Origin of the sequence: Gracilibacillus lacisalsi DSM 19029 (assembly GCF_000377765.1) — a bacterium.
In the GTDB taxonomy this organism is placed as follows: domain Bacteria; phylum Bacillota; class Bacilli; order Bacillales; family Amphibacillaceae; genus Gracilibacillus; species Gracilibacillus lacisalsi.
Map to the genome: position 1 here is coordinate 45,974 of NZ_KB898663.1, position 21,114 is coordinate 67,087.

At 35.6% G+C, this 21,114-nt stretch carries 25 protein-coding genes; 10 read left to right on the plus strand and 15 right to left on the minus strand.

The features are described from left to right. Positions 1-6 precede the first annotated feature (6 nt). The 6 genes from sufC to D569_RS0102710 all read right to left on the minus strand — a co-directional run bounded on the left by sufC (position 7) and on the right by D569_RS0102710 (position 3,410). Positions 7-792 (minus strand): Fe-S cluster assembly ATPase SufC, encoded by a 786-nt coding sequence (gene sufC, locus D569_RS0102690; RefSeq protein ID WP_018930858.1) that lies wholly within the window; start codon positions 790-792, stop codon positions 7-9. Positions 793-1,406: 614 nt separating this feature from the next. After that, a complete protein-coding gene (locus tag D569_RS25175) occupies positions 1,407-1,559 on the minus strand; it encodes a YuzK family famiily protein (protein WP_483788241.1) in 153 nt (50 codons plus the stop codon). Between the two features lie 203 nt (positions 1,560-1,762). Then, the gene (locus D569_RS0102695; RefSeq protein WP_018930859.1) at positions 1,763-2,086 is read right to left on the minus strand and encodes a thioredoxin family protein; all 324 of its coding nucleotides are present in this window, start codon (positions 2,084-2,086) and stop codon (positions 1,763-1,765) included. A 17-nt stretch (positions 2,087-2,103) separates the two neighbouring features. After that, a complete protein-coding gene (locus tag D569_RS0102700; protein ID WP_018930860.1) occupies positions 2,104-2,454 on the minus strand; it encodes a toprim domain-containing protein in 351 nt (116 codons plus the stop codon). Positions 2,455-2,645: 191 nt separating this feature from the next. Continuing rightward, positions 2,646-3,029, minus strand: coding sequence for a glycine cleavage system protein GcvH (gcvH, locus tag D569_RS0102705; RefSeq protein ID WP_018930861.1), 384 nt, complete (start codon positions 3,027-3,029; stop codon positions 2,646-2,648). A gap of 24 nt (positions 3,030-3,053) precedes the next feature. After that, positions 3,054-3,410 (minus strand): arsenate reductase family protein, encoded by a 357-nt coding sequence (locus tag D569_RS0102710; RefSeq protein WP_018930862.1) that lies wholly within the window; start codon positions 3,408-3,410, stop codon positions 3,054-3,056. Positions 3,411-3,620: 210 nt separating this feature from the next. On the opposite strand from D569_RS0102710, the gene D569_RS0102715 reads away from it, so the two are divergent. The 5 genes from D569_RS0102715 to crcB are packed head-to-tail and all read left to right on the plus strand — an operon-like array spanning position 3,621 to position 6,407. Next, positions 3,621-4,373 carry a metal ABC transporter ATP-binding protein gene (locus tag D569_RS0102715; RefSeq protein ID WP_018930863.1) on the plus strand — a complete coding sequence of 251 codons (753 nt, stop codon included), beginning with the start codon at positions 3,621-3,623 and terminating at the stop codon, positions 4,371-4,373. Positions 4,374-4,386: 13 nt separating this feature from the next. Further along, a complete protein-coding gene (locus D569_RS0102720) occupies positions 4,387-5,250 on the plus strand; it encodes a metal ABC transporter permease (protein WP_018930864.1) in 864 nt (287 codons plus the stop codon). A gap of 4 nt (positions 5,251-5,254) precedes the next feature. Then, positions 5,255-5,662, plus strand: coding sequence for a Fur family transcriptional regulator (locus tag D569_RS0102725; protein WP_018930865.1), 408 nt, complete (start codon positions 5,255-5,257; stop codon positions 5,660-5,662). Beyond that, the gene (locus D569_RS0102730) at positions 5,653-6,039 is read left to right on the plus strand and encodes a fluoride efflux transporter FluC (RefSeq protein ID WP_018930866.1); all 387 of its coding nucleotides are present in this window, start codon (positions 5,653-5,655) and stop codon (positions 6,037-6,039) included. Before D569_RS0102725 ends, D569_RS0102730 begins: the two co-directional genes overlap by 10 nt. Positions 6,040-6,044: 5 nt before the next feature. After that, positions 6,045-6,407, plus strand: coding sequence for a fluoride efflux transporter CrcB (gene crcB, locus D569_RS0102735; protein ID WP_018930867.1), 363 nt, complete (start codon positions 6,045-6,047; stop codon positions 6,405-6,407). Here the strand turns inward: crcB and D569_RS0102740 are convergent. Beyond that, positions 6,397-6,798, minus strand: coding sequence for a universal stress protein (locus D569_RS0102740; RefSeq protein WP_018930868.1), 402 nt, complete (start codon positions 6,796-6,798; stop codon positions 6,397-6,399). The genes crcB and D569_RS0102740 overlap by 11 nt on opposite strands. Before the next feature lie 174 nt (positions 6,799-6,972). Between D569_RS0102740 and D569_RS0102745 the strand changes: the two genes are divergently transcribed. Beyond that, positions 6,973-8,118, plus strand: a complete 1,146-nt coding sequence (locus D569_RS0102745) for a glycosyltransferase family 4 protein (RefSeq protein WP_018930869.1) — start codon at positions 6,973-6,975, stop codon at positions 8,116-8,118. 419 nt (positions 8,119-8,537) lie between these two features. Here D569_RS0102745 and D569_RS0102750 read toward each other — a convergent pair whose 3' ends face one another. Continuing rightward, complete coding sequence (locus D569_RS0102750; protein ID WP_018930870.1) at positions 8,538-9,695, minus strand: acyl-CoA dehydrogenase family protein; 1,158 nt, start codon at positions 9,693-9,695, stop codon at positions 8,538-8,540. Between the two features lie 148 nt (positions 9,696-9,843). Here D569_RS0102750 and D569_RS0102755 point away from each other — a divergent pair, with 148 nt between their 5' ends. From D569_RS0102755 to D569_RS22385, 4 genes are all read left to right on the plus strand, one after another. After that, positions 9,844-11,349: a spore germination protein gene (locus D569_RS0102755; RefSeq protein ID WP_018930871.1), complete on the plus strand. Its 1,506-nt coding sequence runs from the start codon at positions 9,844-9,846 to the stop codon at positions 11,347-11,349. A gap of 7 nt (positions 11,350-11,356) precedes the next feature. Further along, a complete protein-coding gene (locus D569_RS0102760; protein WP_018930872.1) occupies positions 11,357-12,460 on the plus strand; it encodes a GerAB/ArcD/ProY family transporter in 1,104 nt (367 codons plus the stop codon). Then, positions 12,447-13,526 (plus strand): Ger(x)C family spore germination protein, encoded by a 1,080-nt coding sequence (locus D569_RS0102765; RefSeq protein ID WP_018930873.1) that lies wholly within the window; start codon positions 12,447-12,449, stop codon positions 13,524-13,526. The genes D569_RS0102760 and D569_RS0102765 overlap by 14 nt, the downstream gene beginning before the upstream one ends. Before the next feature lie 67 nt (positions 13,527-13,593). Then, entirely contained in the window at positions 13,594-14,226 is a 633-nt protein-coding gene (locus D569_RS22385; protein ID WP_018930874.1) for a YczE/YyaS/YitT family protein, read from the plus strand. A 574-nt stretch (positions 14,227-14,800) separates the two neighbouring features. Here the strand turns inward: D569_RS22385 and D569_RS0102775 are convergent. From D569_RS0102775 to D569_RS0102805, 7 genes are all read right to left on the minus strand, one after another. After that, a complete protein-coding gene (locus tag D569_RS0102775; RefSeq protein ID WP_018930875.1) occupies positions 14,801-15,157 on the minus strand; it encodes a response regulator in 357 nt (118 codons plus the stop codon). A gap of 30 nt (positions 15,158-15,187) precedes the next feature. Next, entirely contained in the window at positions 15,188-15,655 is a 468-nt protein-coding gene (locus D569_RS0102780) for a chemotaxis protein CheW (RefSeq protein ID WP_018930876.1), read from the minus strand. Positions 15,656-15,672: 17 nt separating this feature from the next. Then, on the minus strand, positions 15,673-16,140 hold the full coding sequence (locus tag D569_RS0102785) for a chemotaxis protein CheX (RefSeq protein WP_018930877.1): 468 nt from the start codon (positions 16,138-16,140) through the stop codon (positions 15,673-15,675). 977 nt (positions 16,141-17,117) lie between these two features. Beyond that, positions 17,118-18,113, minus strand: a complete 996-nt coding sequence (locus D569_RS0102790) for a siderophore ABC transporter substrate-binding protein (RefSeq protein WP_018930878.1) — start codon at positions 18,111-18,113, stop codon at positions 17,118-17,120. A 126-nt stretch (positions 18,114-18,239) separates the two neighbouring features. After that, the gene (locus tag D569_RS0102795; protein WP_018930879.1) at positions 18,240-18,998 is read right to left on the minus strand and encodes an iron ABC transporter ATP-binding protein; all 759 of its coding nucleotides are present in this window, start codon (positions 18,996-18,998) and stop codon (positions 18,240-18,242) included. Further along, positions 18,992-19,939, minus strand: coding sequence for an iron chelate uptake ABC transporter family permease subunit (locus tag D569_RS0102800; protein WP_018930880.1), 948 nt, complete (start codon positions 19,937-19,939; stop codon positions 18,992-18,994). Before D569_RS0102800 ends, D569_RS0102795 begins: the two co-directional genes overlap by 7 nt. After that, positions 19,929-20,882: an ABC transporter permease gene (locus D569_RS0102805; protein WP_018930881.1), complete on the minus strand. Its 954-nt coding sequence runs from the start codon at positions 20,880-20,882 to the stop codon at positions 19,929-19,931. The genes D569_RS0102800 and D569_RS0102805 overlap by 11 nt, the downstream gene beginning before the upstream one ends. Between the last annotated feature and the right edge of the window lie 232 nt (positions 20,883-21,114).

A 21,114-nucleotide genomic window follows, 5' to 3' on the forward strand; every position in this document is an offset into this window, starting at 1 on the left:
CCTACCTTATGCTTTTTGTCCTACAGTTTCATCTTCAATACCAAGTTCTTGCTTAATCCAGTCATAACCTTCTGCCTCTAAGCGTTGAGCTAGTTCAGGTCCACCAGATTTCACTACACGACCTTTCATCATTACGTGTACTTTGTCTGGTGTAATGTAATCTAATAAACGTTGATAGTGCGTAATGATCAAGCAACCGAATGACTCATCACGTAGTTTATTGATACCTTTAGATACTACTTTTAACGCATCGATATCTAGACCAGAATCAATTTCATCAAGAATACCAATAGCTGGTTTTAACATCATTAATTGAAGAATCTCATTACGTTTCTTCTCACCACCGGAGAAGCCTTCGTTTAGATAACGTTGTGCCATGTTTTTATCCATCTCTAGATAGTCCATCGCTTCGTCCATCTCTTTAATGAATTTCATCAATGAAATTTCGTCGCCTTCTTCACGATGTGCGTTAATAGAAGAACGCAAGAAATCAGAAGTTGTTACACCGCTAATTTCACTCGGGTATTGCATAGCTAAAAATAGACCAGCTTGTGCACGCTCATCTACTTCCATTTCTAAAACATCTTCCCCATCGAGAAGAATTTCACCTTTTGTTACTTCATATTTAGGGTGACCCATAATCGCAGATGCTAATGTTGACTTACCAGTACCATTCGGTCCCATTACTGCGTGGAATTCTCCACCTTTTATGGTAAGGTTAACACCTTTTAATATTTCCTGACCTTCTATTTCAACATGAAGATCCTTAATTTCTAAAGTAGAACTTGCCATAACTACATACCTCCAAAGCTTTTAAAATGTATTGATTTGAAGTGGAATTAAATCCATTCTCACTTTATTCTCATTATAATCTTATACTATTTCGAATCTATAATCAACCATTTTACCGCTATCGAAAACAACTGATTTTATTCATTCCGTCTGATATTATACCACACTTAACCTGTATTTATCGATCTATTACTAATAAAAGCCGATCCATTCCAGATTCGGACAAGGTACATTCTGTAAACTAGTTAAAATTTATCTTGATGCTAACATTTATGAGCGGACATTTAGTGCGTTATTTGGCTGAAGACCAGCCATTTTTCCATGTTAGCGGACATAGAATCCCTTATTTGGTTGCATTTGGCTTCATTAAGCACTAATTTCGATGAATAGCGGAACAGATGTCCGCGACTACCCTAAAAACGGTATTTTTGTAACAAATAACGAAACAAATCTCCACGCTCAACCCAGGGACGAACATATTTCGTAGTATATGTTTTTTTGCGAACTATTTTTTGCTCTATAAAAAAACAACAGCTACTCATCGAAAAGTAACTGTTGTATCTTCGTGTCTATTTTCATTTCATTTATTTTTATTTTCCTCTAACATCCAATTATTATCTGTGAACTAAGCGTTCTACGTCTTTCACAACTTCTTGGCTTTTTTTATAGCTAGTTTCTCTTTCTTTTTCTACATTTAATCTTTGAGAGAGTTTACGGCTGTATTCCGCATATCCTACTCCGTGCGACTGGTGCATCGCTTTTTCCATTTCCGTTGTGTACTGTAGATGTAATTGGTCACTAATAATAAATCAATCCTTTCTTTATTTGACAATTATTATTGTAACATCTTCTAACATAGTGACCAAATACACTGTGAGGAAATCAGCGCAGATACACAACCACCTGTAATCAAATATAACTAACAGAAAAATATATAATATAAATTCTTACAAATTACTTGATTTTATTGCTAAATGCTTTGTTTTTGTTTCCATCCTTCCAAAACAGCATGTAATTTAGTTACCGATTCAAATGCATACAATTGATCGACAACCACTCCATCTATTACCAATAATAGAGCCGGAACACTCTGGATTTTATTTTCCTTCATAAACTCTGAAAAAAACGATGCATTCATTCGATAAAAGAACTGCGCTTGATCCGCTTCTTCCAGGATTGTTAACATTCGTTCTGCCAATTGACAAGTCGCACAAAAAGGTGTGTGCACGAAAATGACCAGTGATTCCTCATGATGTAACAAGTTCTGCCATTGTTCCTTTTTTATATCTATCATTACAATCTCCTTCTATTTTATAAGTAATCTGGGTTGATCATAATATGTGATGAAATCAGTGCTACTGCTAGCTCAGACTCAGGTGTAGCTGCCACTTCTCGATACGATTTATCAATATAAATATGAATGGCATGTGGCAATTCTTTGGAAAGTTGTTTTCTTAATTTCTTCCCTGCTTTATCTTCGTCAACCAGGATAAAAACATCTCGATAATCCATATTAAAGATTTCAATCAAATTTTCCAACCGTTCCACATTAATCGTACCATTAGTACAGACAATTTCCACTTCTTCATCTACTAATTTTGCCACTTTTTCTTTATCCGTTCTACCTTCCACTATGATTACTTTTATTTCTTGTTTTGACAATTGGCTCACCTACTTCATCAAAGTTCAAATAAAACCAAAAGCTATTATGTTATCACGGCGTTATCGTCTCGTAAGCTCCCGCTGATGGAAGTCTCACTTCATTGTATGGATACACTTAATCAAGTTATGACAGACTAATGGTACTTGGTTAAAAAATATAGCATCCGCTCCATGCGAATGCTACCTGTTTATTACGCCTCATTGATCATCTTATCATAATCCTCAGCAGATAATAAATCATCTAATTCTGACTGGTTACTAGGTTCTACTACAATCATCCATGCTTTTTCATATGGAGACTCATTTACTAATTCTGGATTATCCTCTAACTCGTTATTAACTTCTACCACTTTACCTGTTACAGGTGCATATAATTCTGAAACGGTCTTAACGGATTCAGCACTACCGAATGGTTCATCTGTTTTAATTTCATCGCCCACTTCTGGCAATTCAATAAACACAATATCTCCGAGTTCTGATTGCGCATGATCTGTCACACCGATTCTTACTTTAGCTTCTTCTTTTTTCACCCACTCATGCTCTTTTGAATATAGATAATTTTCAGGTAAACTCATGAAAACTCCTCCTAAATTGTATATTTAATTCCAGGTCTGCTCAAATGTTTCTTCTTTAAAACCAACTGTCACTTGGTTTTCGTCAACTGTCAGTGGTCTTTTTAATAACATACCATCTGAAGCAAGATAATCCAGCATTTCTTCTTCTGTGGCTTCTTTTAATTTGTCCTTCAAGTCTAATTCTCGATATTTCTTACCACTTGTGTTAAAGAATTTTTTATATGGTAATCCACTTTTAGTAATAATATTTTTTAATTCTTCTTTACTTGGTGGGTTGTCCACAATATGTATAGCTTCATAATCAACACCATGTTCATCTAACCATTTCTTCGCTTTTCGGCACGTCCCACATTTAGGATACCAATAAAACTGAACTGTCATGTATTAGCCTCCTCTTCTTCGTTGCTATTATTTTAACGAAAAGATAAGATAAAAAGCAAATGATCTAGTTGGTAGGTCATGACAGTATGAAATAAATTATTATATGGTAGGAAATCTCGCTTTATGTATAGCACATTTTCCGATTTCAGCAATTTACAAAGCGTAATGATTACGATATAATATGTTGAGATTGAAAACGAAGGTGATAACATGAAAAAAACAATTGTTGAGATGGAGAACGTCAGCTTTCATTATGGGGAGCGACAAGCTTTATCAAAGGTTAATTTTATAATAAACGAAGGTGACTTCATTGGGCTGGTAGGCCCGAATGGCGGAGGTAAAACAACGTTAATCAAACTTTTGTTGGGAATGGAAAAACCAACTACCGGGGAAATCCAGCTTTTCGGTCAACCAATTCGAAAATTTAAAGAAAAAAATAAATTAGGTTACGTTTCACAAAAAGCAAACAGCTTTAACAGTGGATTCCCTGCAACAGTAGAAGAAGTCGTAACAATGGGGCTCACTTCTAAGTTGGGCTATTTCAGAAGATTAACACGTCAAGATAAACTACACATTTATGAAGCAGTGGAAAAAGTTGGCATGACGGAGTATCTTTCTGAAAATATTGGAGAACTGTCTGGGGGGCAGCAACAGCGTATTTTTATTGCGAGAGCACTTGTCAGTGATCCAAAATTATTGATATTGGATGAACCTACTGTCGGTGTAGATGCTGAAAATGTAGAAAAGTTTTTTGATTTGTTACATGAATTAAATCAGCAAAACATCTCTTTATTATTAGTAACCCATGATATTGGAACGATGACACACCATGCCTCTAAAGTAGCTTGTTTGAACAAAACACTGCATTTTCACGGTAATCCAAATGAGTTCCAAACACTATCACAAGATCAACTATCGGATTTCTATGGTCACCCACTAAATCTAGTGACCCATGAGCATTAATGGAGGAACAATTATGTTAATGAATTTATTAGAATATGAGTTTTTAAGAAACACCTTTTTTACCGGTATTATTATCGGTATTATCGCTCCATTACTGGGTGCCTTTATTGTAGTACGTCGATTGTCTTTGATAGCTGATGCATTATCTCACGTAACACTAGCAGGAATTGCATTTGGTCTGTTACTGGAAAAGAAGACAGGTGCTATGCTGATCACACCCTTTTATTCGGGATTAGGTTTTTCCATTATCGGCTCTGTCATTGTTGAGCGGTTGCGCCGTGTATACACTGCATTTCAAGAATTGGCGATCCCGATTATTTTATCTGGTGGTGTCGGATTAAGTGTTATTTTTATTTCGATTGCAAATGGATTTAATACAGACTTATATAATTATTTATTTGGCTCTGTTTCAGCAGTAAGCAGACAAGATTTGTACAGCATTATCATTATTGCAGTTATTGTATGTGTAGTTATCTTTTTCTTATACAAGGAACTGTTTTTATTATCTTTTGACGAAGAACAAGCAGTGGTTACTGGTATACACGCAAAAAGAATTCATTTTATTTTTATTGTTTTAACTGCACTCGTCATTGCTGCTTCGATACGTATTGTTGGTGTTCTATTAGTTTCAGCATTAATGACATTACCTGTTGCAGCAAGTATTCGTATTGCAAAAGGATTTAAACAAACGATTATTTATGCGATAATATATGGAGAAACAGCTGTTATTTTGGGATTGGTATCTGGTTACTATTTAGAAATACCACCTGGTGGTACGATCGTCATGCTACTCATTCTTTTATTAATAGCTACGATTGTAACCAAAAAAGTAATAGCAAAAATAAATAGCAGAAAGCATCGTTTAAAAACGGGGTGATCGAATGAATACAACTGAAGCACTTGGTATTTTAAAAGAAAAAGGCTATAAATATACGGATAAGCGAAAGCACATGATCGACTTCTTTGTAGAAGAAAATCGATATTGTACAGCAAGAGACTTATTACAGAATATGGAGCCTAATTACGAAGGAATCAGTTTTGATACAATTTATCGAAACTTGCATTTATTTGACCAGTTAGGCATTTTAGAGTCAACGGAATTAAATGGTGAAAAACACTTCAGGCTTAAATGTGATCATCATCATCACCATCATTTTATTTGTAAAAACTGCGGTGTTACCAAAGAAATTCACCATTGTCCAATGGATGAAATTTCTGAGGAATTAAAGCAATATATGATTGACGACCATAAATTTGAAATTTACGGTTTTTGCCCAACATGTCAATGAAAGCAAAAGAGTTAAAACTTTTTTTTGCAGTGGGAATTGGTGGTATACTCGGAGCTCTTCTCCGTTATATCATTGCAGAATCCGTATCCATTATCAGCTTTCCTGTCGGCACAACCATTGCTAATTTAATGGGATGTTTTGTATTGGCATATGTTACATTCCAGCCTTTTTTCAAAAATAAATTGCCACCAGCTATCTTTACGGCATTTACAACTGGACTGCTAGGATCATTCACTACCTTTTCCACCTTTATAGCAGAGAGTGTATTGCTTTTCGAAGAAAGTACAGCATGGCTCATTCTATATCTGCCAATACAAATTCTCGGTGGTGTAGCGTTATGTTTTATTGGTGCTAAGTTAGCAATCAGCAAGGAGTAGATCACATGAGTTATTTGTTAGTAGGATTAGGTGGGTTTATTGGTGCCATCCTTAGATATCTGTTAAGCCTGCAATTGAACACAAGTAAATATTGGCTACCTGTAGGTACATTGCTTGCCAATTTTACAGGTAGCATCCTTTTTGCTTTTACGTATTTGTTTTATCAAGCAGATTGGCTTTCGTTATGGACATGGAACTTTTTAGGTGTAGGGATTTGTGGATCATTTACCACTTACTCCACGTTTAGTGTTGAGGTTGTTAAAATGCTGGAACAAAAACAATCGAAGAAAGCACTCCTTTATCTGTTTGGATCCGTGGCAATCAGTTTTACTACGGTATTTACTATTTGGAAAGTGATTACTTTATGATCATGATCGGACAGTTAATATGTTTAGCTGTTTTATGACTGACACTTCCCAGTACCATTTCTTGCAATCTATTTAACCCTCTACTCCCCATAATACAAAGGTCAACTTCTTCTCGTTTTGCATATTTTACAATTTCCTGTTTAGGATCACCAATTAAAATAACCGTTCGGAAATCAACATTTGCTTTTTTCAATTTTTGTTTCGTTAATTTTAATCTTTCTTCTACCAAGCTCGCCATATTGACCGCTTGTTTGCCTTTCATTCCATCATTCATGACAATAACTACATCTAACCGATACTCTGGTACACTTTTCACAAATTTAATGGCGTGATCCACCGCTCTTAGTGCATGCTCAGAACCATCTGAAGCTAGAATTATTTTTTGATACATCCAGCACTCTCCCTTTCCTACTACATCCATTATAGCAAAAACGTTTTTTGTGTTGAAAGCGTTATCTATATTTCTGTTAGAATTTTTTTACAATCATTTTACATATTCCTGTTGTTCTTTACATTGTTTCGACATATGGTTGAAGTAAGGAATAGTTCCTAGGGGGGAGACAATATGAAAATTGCTATCTTTACTGATACCTTTCTTCCAGATGTTAATGGGGTTGCCAAAACATTGGGACGTTTTACGAAGTATTTAGATCAAAGCCACCATTCTTATATTGTGATTTCACCAAAACAAACAAAAAAAGAAATAAGCGCCGGGCAAATCTACCGTCAATCGAGTTTTCCATTTCCACTTTATAAAGATTGTCGTATTTCTTTACCAAATACGATTCATTTAAAAGAAATTATTAAAAAATTCCAACCTGATATCATCCATGTTGCTACACCATTTTCTATTGGGTTAACCGGACTTCATCTCGCAAAAAAGTACAATATTCCTATTGTTGGTTCTTACCATACTGATTTTGATCATTACTTAAAATACTATCATCTAACCTTGTTATCGAAAGCACTCTGGCGTTATATGGAATGGTTTCATCAACCATTACTCCGGATTTTCGTACCGTCTTCTGTAACCTACCAACAATTACAAAATAAAGGGTTTCAGAATTTACAAATATGGCAACGTGGTGTTGATACAACCGTTTTCCATCCATATTACTCTACTGAAGAAATTAGAAAGAAATATAACATTAAAGAACGCTATATATTAAGTTATGTTGGTCGGTTAGCGCCAGAGAAAAACGTAGAGTTACTTCCACAGATTGCAAAACAACTTCCAACTGAGCTACAAAATAATATCCACTGGCTTATTGTTGGTGATGGTCCATCTCAAAATAGCTTAAAGAATGACTGGCAGCAAAATGTAACATATACAGGTTTTTTACCACAAAACGATGTTGCCAGCATTATTTCTGCCAGTGATTTATTTGTATTTCCTTCTGAAACAGAAACATTTGGTAATGTGGTCTTGGAAGCATTAGCGACAGGAACACCTGTTGTTGCAGCTAATAAAGGTGGGGTAAAAAGTATCGTTCAAGAGGGCTTTACCGGACGATTATGTAATTGCAATCATTTAGATTCTTTTATTAACGCTATTCATTCGATATTAAATGATAAAGATTGGCGAGAGCAATTGAAACAAAATGCCGTTCGCTACGCCCAAAAACAACGTTGGGAAGATCGTTTTGAAGAATTACTCAGCACTTATCAATTTATATTAGAAGATACCAAAACCAACCAAAAGCATGCTTAAACAACTAAGCATGCTTTTTACATTAAGAAAATCAAACAGTACTTCAAAGTAGTACGTCAAAACTAAAAATAAATATGTTATCAAAAAAAACATATACTGTGAAGTAATGTGGACAATGAGGATTCTTACGGAAACAGAAACACTATGCGAGCTCATGTTAATGTTGTAGAGCAAGTTTTAACGAAGGCCGCCCACTTCCACTCCTGTGGGACCTGTTTGACCTGAAGATCCACTTTTTCGAGCGGTTTTGGCTCGGAAAAGTTAGCTGAAGGGCAAACCCCACGGAAAGGGAAGTGGGCAGCCGGAGTGGCGGTTATGATCACGATTTATGTCAAAATTACTTCATAGGTAACTGTGCATTTAGTTTCGAACATTACTTCGAGGTAAATATCTACCATTGATTATGTCGGATTATCATATTATGAAAAAGCGTTTTTGGCCAATGAGGAGATAACCATGTCATCCATTGGTGGGTTATGAAGCCCTGCTCGTACGTCACGGTAATATTGTTCAAACGGCATGTTTTTAGACAAGCCACGTCCCCCAACAATGCGCATCACAAGATCAACAACTTCATTAGCACTATTAGTAGCAACTAACTTTACAGCTCCCAATTCTTTCATTAACTGCCCTCGTTTATCTGGATATCTATCCCATTTCTCTGCAACACTATACATAAAGTAACGTGCCTGTAATAACTTTAAGTCTATTTCTCCCACTTTATTGCGAACATGTTCCACTTCAGATATCGGCTTATTTAAACTGTTAGGCTGAAATTCTTTAGCGAATTGAATCACATCATTGCGAGCTGCCATTGCAATGCCTAAGTAACAAGCTGGAATATGTAATAACCACCCTTTTGGACCTGGTCTCTTTGGTTGATCACTTATTTCTACCAAGTTATCCTTTGGTACACGAACATTCTCTAAAATTAAATCATCACTACCTGTTCCACGCATACCTAAAGTATCCCATGTTTTTTCGACACGCAGACCTTCCGTTTCTTTCGGAATTAAGATAGAACCAACAGCATCTTTTCCTTTCACATAAGCTGTGACAATATAATAATCGAGCACTAATGCCATTGTTGTAAATGTTTTCTTTCCATTTATAACATATTCCTCACCATCTAAAACAGCAGTTGTTTCGGGTATACCGCCTCGTGTTGGACTTCCGGTTGCAGGTTCTGTAGCACATCGGTTGACTAGCTTTTGTTTCTTTCCTATTTCTTTGGCAATGTAGTCAAATTTTTGCTCGTCCCATAAGTTCTCTTCGCTTAACTCTTTAACTACTCCTAAGTGCCAGCCTACAGACAAGGCTGTTGCACCGTCACCTTCTGCTAATTTCTCCTGGACAAGCAAAAATTCATATAAAGATAGCGATTCTCCACCATATTCTTTTGGTAATGTTAATGATAAATAGTTTTCATTGCGTAAATCTCCGATATTTTCTTTAGGCAAAGCTGCTTCATTATCGCCTTGTTGCCTTCTATTTTTAATTTTCTTTGCTAATTGTTCCGCTTTCCGGTAAAGCATTTCATGATGGTCTGTCTGAATAAAGTTACTTAACAAGTCCATAATCTTCCTCCTTTCATTGCTACTTTGATGATAGCGAACTATCTTGATTTTTGCCACTAATCTACTCAGTGATATCAATGAATAGAATGCATAGTTAAAAGTCAAACAACACATACTAACGATAATCTTTCACCAAGAGGTATCTATCATGATAAGGAAAAAAATCTCCCACAAACGCAATCAACATAAACACCCTAAAAAAGACGTAAACAATTTTGATGACTTATTCCATCTTATGAAAGCTAGTGATGATTTTAAGCATTTTACGTTAGGAAACGTAAATAATATTGAACTCTTCTATTTTCAATCATTAGTCAATTTAGACAAGCTTGAAGTTTCTCTTTTTGGAAAATTAAAAGACGCTAAGATTGATAATCTTGATGTATTAGAAAACATGCTACCTTTTTCAGAGACAGAATTGACTTCAGATTTAACCATCATTGAAGAAAAATTATTGACCGGTTATATGGCGCTAAAACTTACGAATAATAGTCAAAATATATTGCTGATCCCTGCTAAATTTGAAGTTGATCGAGATGTATCTCAGCCTGAAATCGAATTTAGTGTTATCGGCCCTAAGCTCGCTTTCATCGAAGATATCAATACGAACATTAATCTCATCCGAAAAAGAGTAAAATTACCACAATTACATGTTAAAAATGTTGAAGTAGGCAAAATTACCAAAACGAATGTTGCCATCACCTATATAGATGGAATCGCTAATCAAGATAATGTCGATACCATCATACAAAGAATATCCGAAATAGAATATGATCAGATCATGGACAGTTCTTTTATTTCACAGATGATATCTGACAATTCTCAATCACCATTCCCACAATTAATGGATACCGAACGACCAGACCGGGTCAGTAGTGCTTTAGTGGAAGGAAAAGTTGCCATCGTCGTTGATGGATCTCCACACGTTTTAATCGCACCGACTACATTAGTTGAATTTTTTGCTTCCTATGAAGATTACTTCTTAACATGGCCGATTGCCAGTGCATTTCGTATTATACGTATATGTGCAGTTATCTTTTCTGTTCTGATCACACCAATGTATGTTGCCGTGTTAACTTATCATTATCATATTGTTCCTGGAGATCTTTTAGGGACCTTGGTTTCTTCTAGAAAGGATATTCCATTCCCGCCGATACTGGAGGTTTTAATTTTAGAATTAACGATCGAATTATTACGTGAAGCAGGTGCACGTCTTCCAACGAAAATCGGCCAAACCATCGGTATTGTTGGTGGTATTGTAATCGGGACAGCAGCAGTAGAAGCAGGACTTACCAGTAATGTATTACTTATATTAATCGCATTAGCCGCACTTGCTTCCTTTACTACACCTATTTATCGGATTGGTAATACGATACGATTACTACGTTTTCCATTTATTATATTTGCCCAAATGTGGGGGCTTATTGGCATTACAATTGCAGCAATGTTTCTCATCACACATTTGTTAAGGTTAACTTCACTCGGAAGACCGTTTCTGGAGCCTTTATACCCTCCTCGTTGGAGAGACTTGAAAGATGCTGTGATTCGATTTCCATTTAATATACAAGGCTCAAGACCTATTATTACTACAGCAACCGATAAACATCGGCTCAATACGAATAGAACGAGGTTAAAACGAGGAAAGCGAAAGTAGGTTGATCATGAATCATTTCAAACCGGATATCACCCAGATGATTTCCCCCTTTTTGTTACTCTTTATTATTCATGCAACTCAAATCGGAGAAGGAATATTAAGTTTCGAACGGCAAATTTCAAGTATCGCCGGTTATGACTCCTGGATTAGCGTTATTCTAACCGGTGTACTTACAACTCTCATTGTCGTGATTATATGGAAAATTGTCGGAGAAGAACAAACTGACTTCATGGCAATTCATCAGTATATATTTGGTATTATATTAGGAAGATTGTTAACTTTTTTATTCAGTTTATATCTGTTTGCTGTCTCGATGATTGTATTAGTTTCCTATATCGAAATTATTCAAATTTGGTTCTTCCCTGACATGTCGATCCATTTTTTTATGTTTATTTTACTCATGTTAGTCCTATATATTTGTTTAGGTGGATTTCGAATCGTGGCCGGTTTCGCGTTTTTCAGTGTCTTTGTCACTGGTTTTTTAGCAATTTTTAAGTATAAGGCTTTTACAGATGGCCATTTTAATAATTTGTTACCTGTTTTTAATACGCCAGCCAAAGATATCATTCTTGCTATGGAACCAATGTCCTTTAGTTTACTAGGCATTGAATTAATTTTAATCTACGCACCGTTTATACATCGTTTTCAATCTGGATTAAAGTGGGCCATTTCAAGTAATATGTTTACAACTTTCGTCTACTTTTTTTCTGCCATTGCGATATTTATGTATTACAATGAGCAACATATTCAGTTTATATCCTGGCCCACTCTACAATTATGGAAGGTTATTAACTTTCCGATTATCGAAAGGTTTGAATATGTTGGAATCAGCTTACACTTGATCGCCATCATCGCAACCAGTTGTTTATATTTTTGGGCAAGTATGCAATGTTTTCATCGGTTAACCAGATTCTCTTTCCGGAAAATTAGCATCTTTTGTGCCCTTATAGGGATTTCAAGTGTTCATTTTATTCACAATTTTCTTATTATTGAAAAAATAACGCTTACCCTATCACGGATTGGGATGATACTATTATTTGTCTATATTCCTTTATTATATGTTTGCCATAAAATTGCAGCAGGAGTGAAGAAAAAACATGCGAACAAATAGATTATGGCCTATATTATTGTGTTGCTTAATATTATCAGGTTGTGTCAAAACTAAGATTCTTGATGATGTCGAATTAATTATGACATTTGGTTTCGATTGGGATCCAACTTCGGAAAATTACAAAGGGACTGCTGTTGCTCCCGTATACGGTAAAAATGAGCAATCGGAATTGGGTGAAAATATCCGCTATACTGGTGAAGCAAAAACTTTTCAAGATATTAACTCGTTTATTCAAACCGAAGCCCCCTTTCAAGTAGAAGTCGGCAATATTATAGATATTCTATTTGGCGAGGACCTTGCAAAGAAAGGGGTCGCGGAAATAATTTACGGAATTAATGAAATACCCGATCTAGGACGGGATATTAACGTCGCGATTGTACAAGGAGATGCAGAAACACTGCTAAAAACGGATTATAAAATGGAATTAACCCTTTCACGCTTCATCGAGAAACTAATTCTAAATAATAGTAAATCCAATATTCCCAAAATGAATTTGCATCAATTTAATTATCGCTTAATAGGCGATGGAATGGACCCTTTCCTTCCCATCTTAAGACAAAGCGAAACGTCTATCGATATAGTAACTTTGGGTATGATGAAAGATGATAAATTGGTTCATCAAATTCCCTACGAGCAATTTTTCACCTTTAAATTATTATATGAAGATTGTGAAGACCATACGTATGAATTTGAATGGGAAGAAAAAAACAAAACAGTCGCCATTAGCTCGATTCGCTCGACAAAAAGTTTACATTGGAAATCCAAAAATGAGGTAGTTATTAAGGCCGATATCATTGGTACGTTAACAGAGTCAAAAAAAGGGGAAATTAAATCTTTTGCAGCAAAAAAAGAATTAGAACAGGCTGTTACGAAAAAACTGGAAGAAGAAGCGAATCAATTAATCCAGACTTTTCAAGACTTAGAAATTGATCCGCTCATGGTTGGTGCTTCTGCCAAAAGTAAATTTAGAGATTGGAATCGGAAAGAATGGGAATCTCAATATTCAGAAATAACGATTACCCCTGACATCTCATTCGAATTAGATTTAAGTAACATTGTACAATAATAAGCCCTCCTTTGTTTCCTTCTTACCATTTTTTTGTTATAGTATATCGTGCTAGGAGGCGAATACGATGTTACAAAATATGGCTCGATCATTTGTTATATATATCATAGGTATTATTACGTTAACATTAGGAATTTCATTAACGATTCAATCACAATTAGGAGCATCACCTTTTGATGCCTTATTAGTTGGTTTGTTTCGAACATTCGGATTGACCATTGGCAGCTGGGAAATCATCGTCGGCTTTACCATCGTCATGATCAATGCGATTGCAATCAAAGCAAAGCCTGAATGGTTTGCCATGTTAACTTCATTCATTACAGGGCTTGGGATTGATTCATGGCTATTTATCCAAGGATCTTGGCTAACTCCCGATAATTGGTTGGAGCAATCAGTCATACTACTATTTGGCATCATTTTCAGCGGAATTGGTATTGCCATCTATTTAGAATCTAGCTTCGCACCAAATCCGATGGATCGCTCGATGGTTATTATAACGGATAAAACCGGCTTGTCGTTTGGGATATCTCGTGCTATTATCAGTATTGCTTTAGTGATCGTCGCCCTCCTCTTTCAAGGCGATGTTGGAATTGGTACCTTAGTAAATGCATTATGTACTGGTGTTATTATTCAAGCATTACGGCCATATATTGTTTTAGTTAAACAAAAATACGTTGTTCCCGGTATGAAAGCAAGTTAATAATTAAATGTTAAGTTGATCTGCGGATTCGTTTAGTAGTCATTATGGCATTATATCAACTGCTTGACCACCGCTCCGGCTGCCCACTTCCCTTTCCTTGTGGTTTCCTTTCAGCTAACTTTTTCGAGCCAAAACCGCTCGAAAAAGTGGATCTTCAGGTCAAACAAATTCCACAACTCTAGCATGAAGTAACATTGCTGCTTTTATACTTATGGATAGCGATTCTTGCTCTTATCCATTTTATAAAAATCAACCTATTACTTCTGACAAGAATGGTTGCACCTTCTCATAGCGGAGACTAATTACGGAGACTCCTGTGGGAATAGCACGTGCCAAAAATCCACTTTGCAAACTGTTTTTCTTTGCAAAGTTAGTTGAGGCTGTGCCCACAGAAAGCGAAGTAATTAGTCGGAGCTTTGGCAAACACACATAAAATATGTCAAAATAACTACTTCGTTAAACACGGTCATTGCACTGATTATATACACTTTTACCTTTCGAGCAAAAACCCGTTATCTGGACTGATAACGGGTTTTTCTAGACGATAACAAAGCCATCGTACAGCTTCTGTTATTTATAATAACTTATCCAATGTTTCCTTTACACGGTCTTCTGTAAATGGTTTTACAATAAAATCAGAAGCTCCTGCTTTTATCGCGTCTAACACCATTTGTTGTTGCCCCATTGCAGAACACATAATAATCGTTGCATTGGAATCTTTACCTTTTATCTCTTTCGTTGCCTCTACCCCATTCATTTCTGGCATGGTAATATCCATGGAAACAATATCAGGTTGTAATTCTTCATACATATTTGCTGCTTGTTGTCCGTTCTCTGCTTCTCCAACTACTTCATGTCCTAAATTCGTAAAAATATTTTTTAATTGCATGCGCATAAATGCAGCATCATCTACAATTAATACTCGTGCCAAGGTATTCCCCTCCGTTGATATATGTAATTTTTATTCATCCACTACTTGTTGCACTTCATTGATCTCATCCACACTTAATACATAATCAAGGTCTAATAAAAGCAGCATACCCCTATCTTCTAGTTTGGCCACTCCTTTTATATATTGATAATCAACGCCTTTTACTAACTCTGGTGCGTCTTCCACTACTTCAGGTGAAATATCAATTACATCTGTCGCTTCATCCACGATTAAACCTACCTGGACTTCACGAACGTTTGCAATTAATACTCTAGTCTGTTCCGTAGGCTCAGCCTCTTCCATTCCTAGTCGCGTACGCAAATCGATAATCGGGGTCACACTACCACGTAAATTGATAATTCCTTTAATAAAATCAGATGTCTGTGGTAATGAAACAATCTCTTCTAGCCTTTCAATCGAGCGAATTTGATCAATATTTGCACCGTATTCTTGATTCTTTAATTTAAAAATAATTGTTTTAGTTATTGTTCCTTCCATTATATCGTCACCAGCCTTTATTGATTTAATAAAAGTGACATTTTCATATCACCAATGCTTGGATAGTGAATTTCTACCTCAAGTATTCTTTTAAAACCAGATAAATTTGCATTACCACTAATAATTGTTGGATGCGTTATATCTGTATCAATTCCTGCATTTGCTAAGTGAGTAGAAAGTCCACCTGCTAACATATTACCTAATTCACCTGAGAAGGAATCTAACATCTCTTCTGACAACTGCATACCATACAAAGCTTCTCCAATCGAACTGAATACATGATGTTCTGCTTGAATTAATAAATCCCCTTTGAATGTTCCACTATACCCTATCAATACGCCATACTCTACATTCAATGGACTAGTAGTGATTTTTGGTGATTCAAACTGATGTTCAACTGGTACAACATTTTTAATAGATTGAACAGATCCATTGTATAATTCTTTGATGACCTCATTTGTATTCACTTCCGTTGATGATGACATATTCATTTCTCCTTAATCTTATCTAGTAAAATTTAATCAGTTCTCACATTCCATAATACCTAATGATAAGACAATATACAACATCATCAATCAATTTGAAGTAAATATTATGATTTTTTAGTTATAATTATATCATAAAAAAGACCTATTTAAATAAGTATTTTTCCCTATTTTTAGAAATAACAATGGACCTATGTAATAATCATCATCACTATGAATATAAAATAATGAACTAAAAGTATCATCATTACATCATCTATTCAGCTGAAAACATAGCCCAGTTAGTTACATTCTAACTAACTGATGCTTTAAAGATACAAACTGCGAAGTAATGTGGTAATTAGATGTGCGTTCACCTAAGAGATTATTTTGAAATATATCGTGATGATAACTACCACTCCGGCTGCCCACTTCCCTTTCCGTGGGGTTTGCCCTTCAGCTAACTTTTTCGAGCAAAAACCGCTCGAAAAAGTGGATCTTCAGGTCAAACAGGTCCCACAGGAGTTGAAGTGGGCGGCCTTCGTTAAGATATGCTCCACAACACTTATCCGAAATTAGCCAGTCGATTTCTCCACCCTATGTAGTGTAGGGGTACGACTATGCTAAAGGGGCATTCACAGCCGTTTAGTACTGTAATTAAACAGAAAATTTTAGTCCCGTGAGTTCATTTCTTTCTATAATCAGAGAACCAAAATAGCGTAGGCAGAATACGGAGACTCCTGTGGGAACTCACGCGAGCCGAAGATCCACTTGGTAAAGTGCTTTTCTTTACCAAGTTAGCTGAGGCCGTGCCCACGGAAAGCGCAGTATTCTGCCGAAGCGGTTTGTCTGCTCTCTCTAAGTCAAGAATGGAAGAGAGCAATTCCTTGTCCATGTTACTGCGCAGTTTGTGGATGATGTGCACCGTTTTTTTAAACAAATACCCCGTTCCACTGGAGATGGAACGAGGTGAATGATTGCTATCCAGCATCGTTTTATTATTGAATTGCCTCTTTTACTTCGGTTGCCATTTCTTTAACGGAGACTAAACCTCCACCTGATACATACCAGAAGTTTGGATCTAAATAAATGATTTTATCATTTTGTGCTGCATTTGTTCCTTGCACTAGATCATTGTCTAATGTTTTTTCTGCAGATTCTTCTCCACCTACAATTGTATTACGATCCACAACGAATAAGTAGTCTGGATTTGTTTCAGCGATATATTCAAAGCTTACATTTTGACCATGTGTAGCCACTTCAATATTGTCATCAGCTTGAGCAACACCTAATTCATCGTGGATCAAGCCAAAGCGTGAACCTGCTCCATATGCACTAACACTACCATCATTGGTTAAAACTATTAAACCTTTACCTTCTGAAGATTCATTAGTTGCTTTCACTTCATCAACAACTGCTAATACTTCATCTAATTTCTCTGTTGCTTCTTCTTTAGCAAAAATCTCTGCTAAGGTTTCAACATTAGCCTGGAAAGATTCTAAATAATTGTCAGTATCTACCCCCATATAAATGGTTGGGGCTAACTCTGCTAAATCTTCATATACTTCAGATTGTCGACCAGAAATGATGATAAGGTCTGGATCAAGAACAGCTAATGCTTCGAAATCTGGTTCTTTCAAAGAGCCAACGCTCGTATACTCTTCCCCTTCAAATTTTTCTAAGTGAGGAGGGAGATTTCCTTGAGGAACACCTGCTACTTCAACACCTAGTTCATCTAATGTTTCTAGTGTACCATAATCAAACACCACGACTTTTTCCGGATTCACCGGTACCGTTGTTGTATCTAATTCATGTTCTACTACAACTTCTGCCGGTTGTTCCTCATCTTCTGTTGCTCCTTCTGAGCTTTCTGCCTCTTCACCTGATTGACCCTCTGTTTCATTTGCCGCTGCATCACTATCACTATCAGCACCACATGCTGCTACAACAAAAAGTACTGCAATTAAAGATAAGAATAAAAGAACTTTCTTCATGATTGTACACCCCTTTGAAATTTTAAATATATATTCATATGAATCACTATTTTCTCGTTGTCACATGTTAATGGGCCCTATCAACATATTTAATCATGATGAAAAAGTGTTCACATAGATAATAAATTAATGAAAATATAGACAAATCTTACATTGATCAATATCTTGAATCTGAATATCCATATCATAAACATCTCGAAGTACTTTTTTATCGATCATGTCATTTTTGGGACCTTGATGAACAATTTTCCCGTGTTTTAATGCAACAATATAATCTGAATACACAGATGCAAAATTAACATCATGTATCACTATGACAACTGTTTTCCCCAACTCATCGACCAATCTTCTTAATACCTTCATAATCTGTACGGAATGTTTCATATCGAGATTATTAAGAGGTTCATCTAACAGAATATAATCGGTATCTTGAGCTATTACCATCGCAATAAAAGCCCGCTGTTTTTGACCACCACTTAGTTGATCTAGATACTTATTCTGCATATCGTTGAGCTCCATATAATCAATTGCATCTTGGACATATTGACGGTCTTCTTTAGTCAATCTTCCTTGTGAATAAGGAAAGCGACCAAAGCTAACAAGTTCCTTAACGGTTAACCTCACATTTAACTGATTGGACTGCCTCAAAATCGCAATTTTTTTTGCTAGCGTATTACTTTTAACTGATGAAATTTCCTGATCATCTATTCGTACTTCTCCAGCATCCTTTGTTATTAAACGGCTAACAATTGATAGTAAGGTACTTTTGCCTGCACCATTAGGACCGATAAAAGAGGTAATTTTCCCTTTTGGAATCGAAACAGAAACTTGATCAACAACTGCGGTATTACCATACTTTTTTGTAATATCCTGTACTTCTACCATGCTTTATTCTCCTTTAAAATCAGATATAAGAAATAAGCTCCACCAATAAAATTGATGATTACACTTAATGTGGTTTCGAATGAAAAGATGCGATCTACTACTAACTGTCCACCTATCAAAGCAACAATACTTACTAAAGCTGAAGCAATTAATAGATAACTGTGTCGATAAGTTTTCATAAACTCATAGGTGACATTTGCTACTAATAACCCTAAGAACATGATCGGACCGACTAGTGCGGTTGCAACAGAAATCCAGATCGCGATTACAATTAATAACCTCTTGACCACTTCGTCATAATTTATACCTAAATTAATTGCATGTTCTTTTCCTAATGACATTACATCAAGAAACTTGATATACTTCCAAAAATAGATAATCGTAAATATAATTAGGAGGATTGCAACCAATAAAATATCGGTATTCACGTTATTAAAACTTGCAAACATTCGATTTTGTACAATCATAAATTCATTCGGATCAATCAATACCTGCATAAATGATGATAAACTTCCGAAGAAGGTACCAAATACGATACCTACCAATAATAGAAAATAAACATTTTTCTGCTTTTTAAAGAGTAAGTGATACAGTAAAAAGGCAAATACCACCATTGCTCCAACAGATAGAGCAAAATTCAAATTCGGATTGGCCGCAAAGGCACTCGTTGAACCAAACACAAAGATAAAGAATGTTTGCAGTAACACGTAAAGCGAATCTAAACCAATTACACTCGGTGTTAAAATCCGGTTATTGGTGATCGTCTGAAATACGACTGTGGCAATTGCAATTACAGAACCTGTTACAATAATGGCTAGCACTCTGCTAAACCTTCGTGGCAATATGTATTCCCAATTACCCGGAATACCTGCAAATAAATAAATAACAACTAGGATGAGACTTAATATAAGTAATATCGATAATTTTGACTTAAGACGCATATGCAGATCTCCTCATAATTAAGTACAGGAAGATCCCACTACCAATAACACCGACTGTAACACCAATGGCAATTTCATAAGGGAAAATAATAACTCTTCCTAAGATATCACAAGCTAATACAAATACAGCCCCTAGTAATGCTGTATGTGGCAAGCTATTTTTCAAATGGTCTCCTCGATAGATAGAAACGATATTCGGAATAATTAAACCTAAGAATGGGATCATACCAACTGTCAATATCACGACAGAAGTTATAATTGCTACAATGACCAAACCGACATTAACAACACGCTTATGGTTCATCCCAAGATTTTTGGCAAAATCTTCGCCCATCCCTGCTATTGTAAATTTATTCGCATAGATATAAGCAAAAATCACTAAAGGCACACTTATGTAGAGCATTTCATACCTGCCTTGTAAGATCAGAGCAAAATTTCCTTGTAGCCAGGAAGACATATTTTGAATTAGATCATTCTTATAAGCAAAAAATGTAGTAATCGAACTAACAATATTCCCAAACATCAAACCAACCAACGGGATGAAAATAGGATCTTTAAATTTCACTTTTTCTAAAATTTTCATAAAAATAAAGGTTCCTATTAAAGCAAACGTAAATGCTATCAACATTTTTTCAATTGGTCCTGCAGCTGGAAAAATCATTAAAGCTACTAAAATCCCAAATCGTGCCGAATCCATCGTACCTGCTGTTGTCGGTGAAACAAATTTATTCCGACTGAGTTGCTGCATAATTAAGCCACATATACTCATGCTCATTCCCGCAATGATAATACTTATTAAACGCGGAAATCGACTGATAAGTAAAATCTCCTTTTGATCTTCTGTTAATTGGAGTAAATCGTTTGGATTTAATTCAATCACTCCAATAAATAAAGAAACCAGAGATAATATTACGAGTAATCCTATTAAATATCGCTTCTTCATAAAAAAATTCCTTGGCCTTCCTGTTCACTTTTTTAATAATGAAATTCATTATCAATTAGACAATTATTATAGTATCATATTCTTGAAAACTGTCAATAGTTTTTTGAAAATTAAGGTAAATAGAATCAGGTAAATTGATGACACATTCTAAAATAAATATTAGAGGTATCAATGGATATACGCTATAATTACGGATGGTATGTTTTATCTATATAACTGAAATGGTTGACTG

Excerpts from the sequence above, each read along its gene's own strand:
- D569_RS0102740 (WP_018930868.1), bottom strand. The coding sequence starts at position 6,798 with ATGTATCAAAAAATAATTCTAGCTTCAGATGGTTCTGAGCATGCACTA.
- D569_RS0102750 (WP_018930870.1), bottom strand. The coding sequence starts at position 9,695 with ATGGACTTGTTAAGTAACTTTATTCAGACAGACCATCATGAAATGCTT.
- D569_RS0102805 (WP_018930881.1), bottom strand. The coding sequence starts at position 20,882 with ATGAAGAAGCGATATTTAATAGGATTACTCGTAATATTATCTCTGGTT.
- D569_RS22385 (WP_018930874.1), top strand. The coding sequence starts at position 13,594 with ATGTTACAAAATATGGCTCGATCATTTGTTATATATATCATAGGTATT.
- D569_RS0102695 (WP_018930859.1), bottom strand. The coding sequence starts at position 2,086 with ATGATAGATATAAAAAAGGAACAATGGCAGAACTTGTTACATCATGAG.
- D569_RS0102745 (WP_018930869.1), top strand. The coding sequence starts at position 6,973 with ATGAAAATTGCTATCTTTACTGATACCTTTCTTCCAGATGTTAATGGG.
- crcB (WP_018930867.1), top strand. The coding sequence starts at position 6,045 with ATGAGTTATTTGTTAGTAGGATTAGGTGGGTTTATTGGTGCCATCCTT.
- D569_RS0102760 (WP_018930872.1), top strand. The coding sequence starts at position 11,357 with ATGAATCATTTCAAACCGGATATCACCCAGATGATTTCCCCCTTTTTG.
- D569_RS0102785 (WP_018930877.1), bottom strand. The coding sequence starts at position 16,140 with ATGTCATCATCAACGGAAGTGAATACAAATGAGGTCATCAAAGAATTA.
- D569_RS25175 (WP_483788241.1), bottom strand. The coding sequence starts at position 1,559 with ATGGAAAAAGCGATGCACCAGTCGCACGGAGTAGGATATGCGGAATAC.
- D569_RS0102710 (WP_018930862.1), bottom strand. The coding sequence starts at position 3,410 with ATGACAGTTCAGTTTTATTGGTATCCTAAATGTGGGACGTGCCGAAAA.
- D569_RS0102780 (WP_018930876.1), bottom strand. The coding sequence starts at position 15,655 with ATGGAAGGAACAATAACTAAAACAATTATTTTTAAATTAAAGAATCAA.
- D569_RS0102755 (WP_018930871.1), top strand. The coding sequence starts at position 9,844 with ATGATAAGGAAAAAAATCTCCCACAAACGCAATCAACATAAACACCCT.
- D569_RS0102800 (WP_018930880.1), bottom strand. The coding sequence starts at position 19,939 with ATGCGTCTTAAGTCAAAATTATCGATATTACTTATATTAAGTCTCATC.
- D569_RS0102790 (WP_018930878.1), bottom strand. The coding sequence starts at position 18,113 with ATGAAGAAAGTTCTTTTATTCTTATCTTTAATTGCAGTACTTTTTGTT.
- D569_RS0102720 (WP_018930864.1), top strand. The coding sequence starts at position 4,387 with ATGTTAATGAATTTATTAGAATATGAGTTTTTAAGAAACACCTTTTTT.
- D569_RS0102730 (WP_018930866.1), top strand. The coding sequence starts at position 5,653 with ATGTCAATGAAAGCAAAAGAGTTAAAACTTTTTTTTGCAGTGGGAATT.
- gcvH (WP_018930861.1), bottom strand. The coding sequence starts at position 3,029 with ATGAGTTTACCTGAAAATTATCTATATTCAAAAGAGCATGAGTGGGTG.
- D569_RS0102765 (WP_018930873.1), top strand. The coding sequence starts at position 12,447 with ATGCGAACAAATAGATTATGGCCTATATTATTGTGTTGCTTAATATTA.
- D569_RS0102725 (WP_018930865.1), top strand. The coding sequence starts at position 5,255 with ATGAATACAACTGAAGCACTTGGTATTTTAAAAGAAAAAGGCTATAAA.
- D569_RS0102715 (WP_018930863.1), top strand. The coding sequence starts at position 3,621 with ATGAAAAAAACAATTGTTGAGATGGAGAACGTCAGCTTTCATTATGGG.
- D569_RS0102795 (WP_018930879.1), bottom strand. The coding sequence starts at position 18,998 with ATGGTAGAAGTACAGGATATTACAAAAAAGTATGGTAATACCGCAGTT.
- sufC (WP_018930858.1), bottom strand. The coding sequence starts at position 792 with ATGGCAAGTTCTACTTTAGAAATTAAGGATCTTCATGTTGAAATAGAA.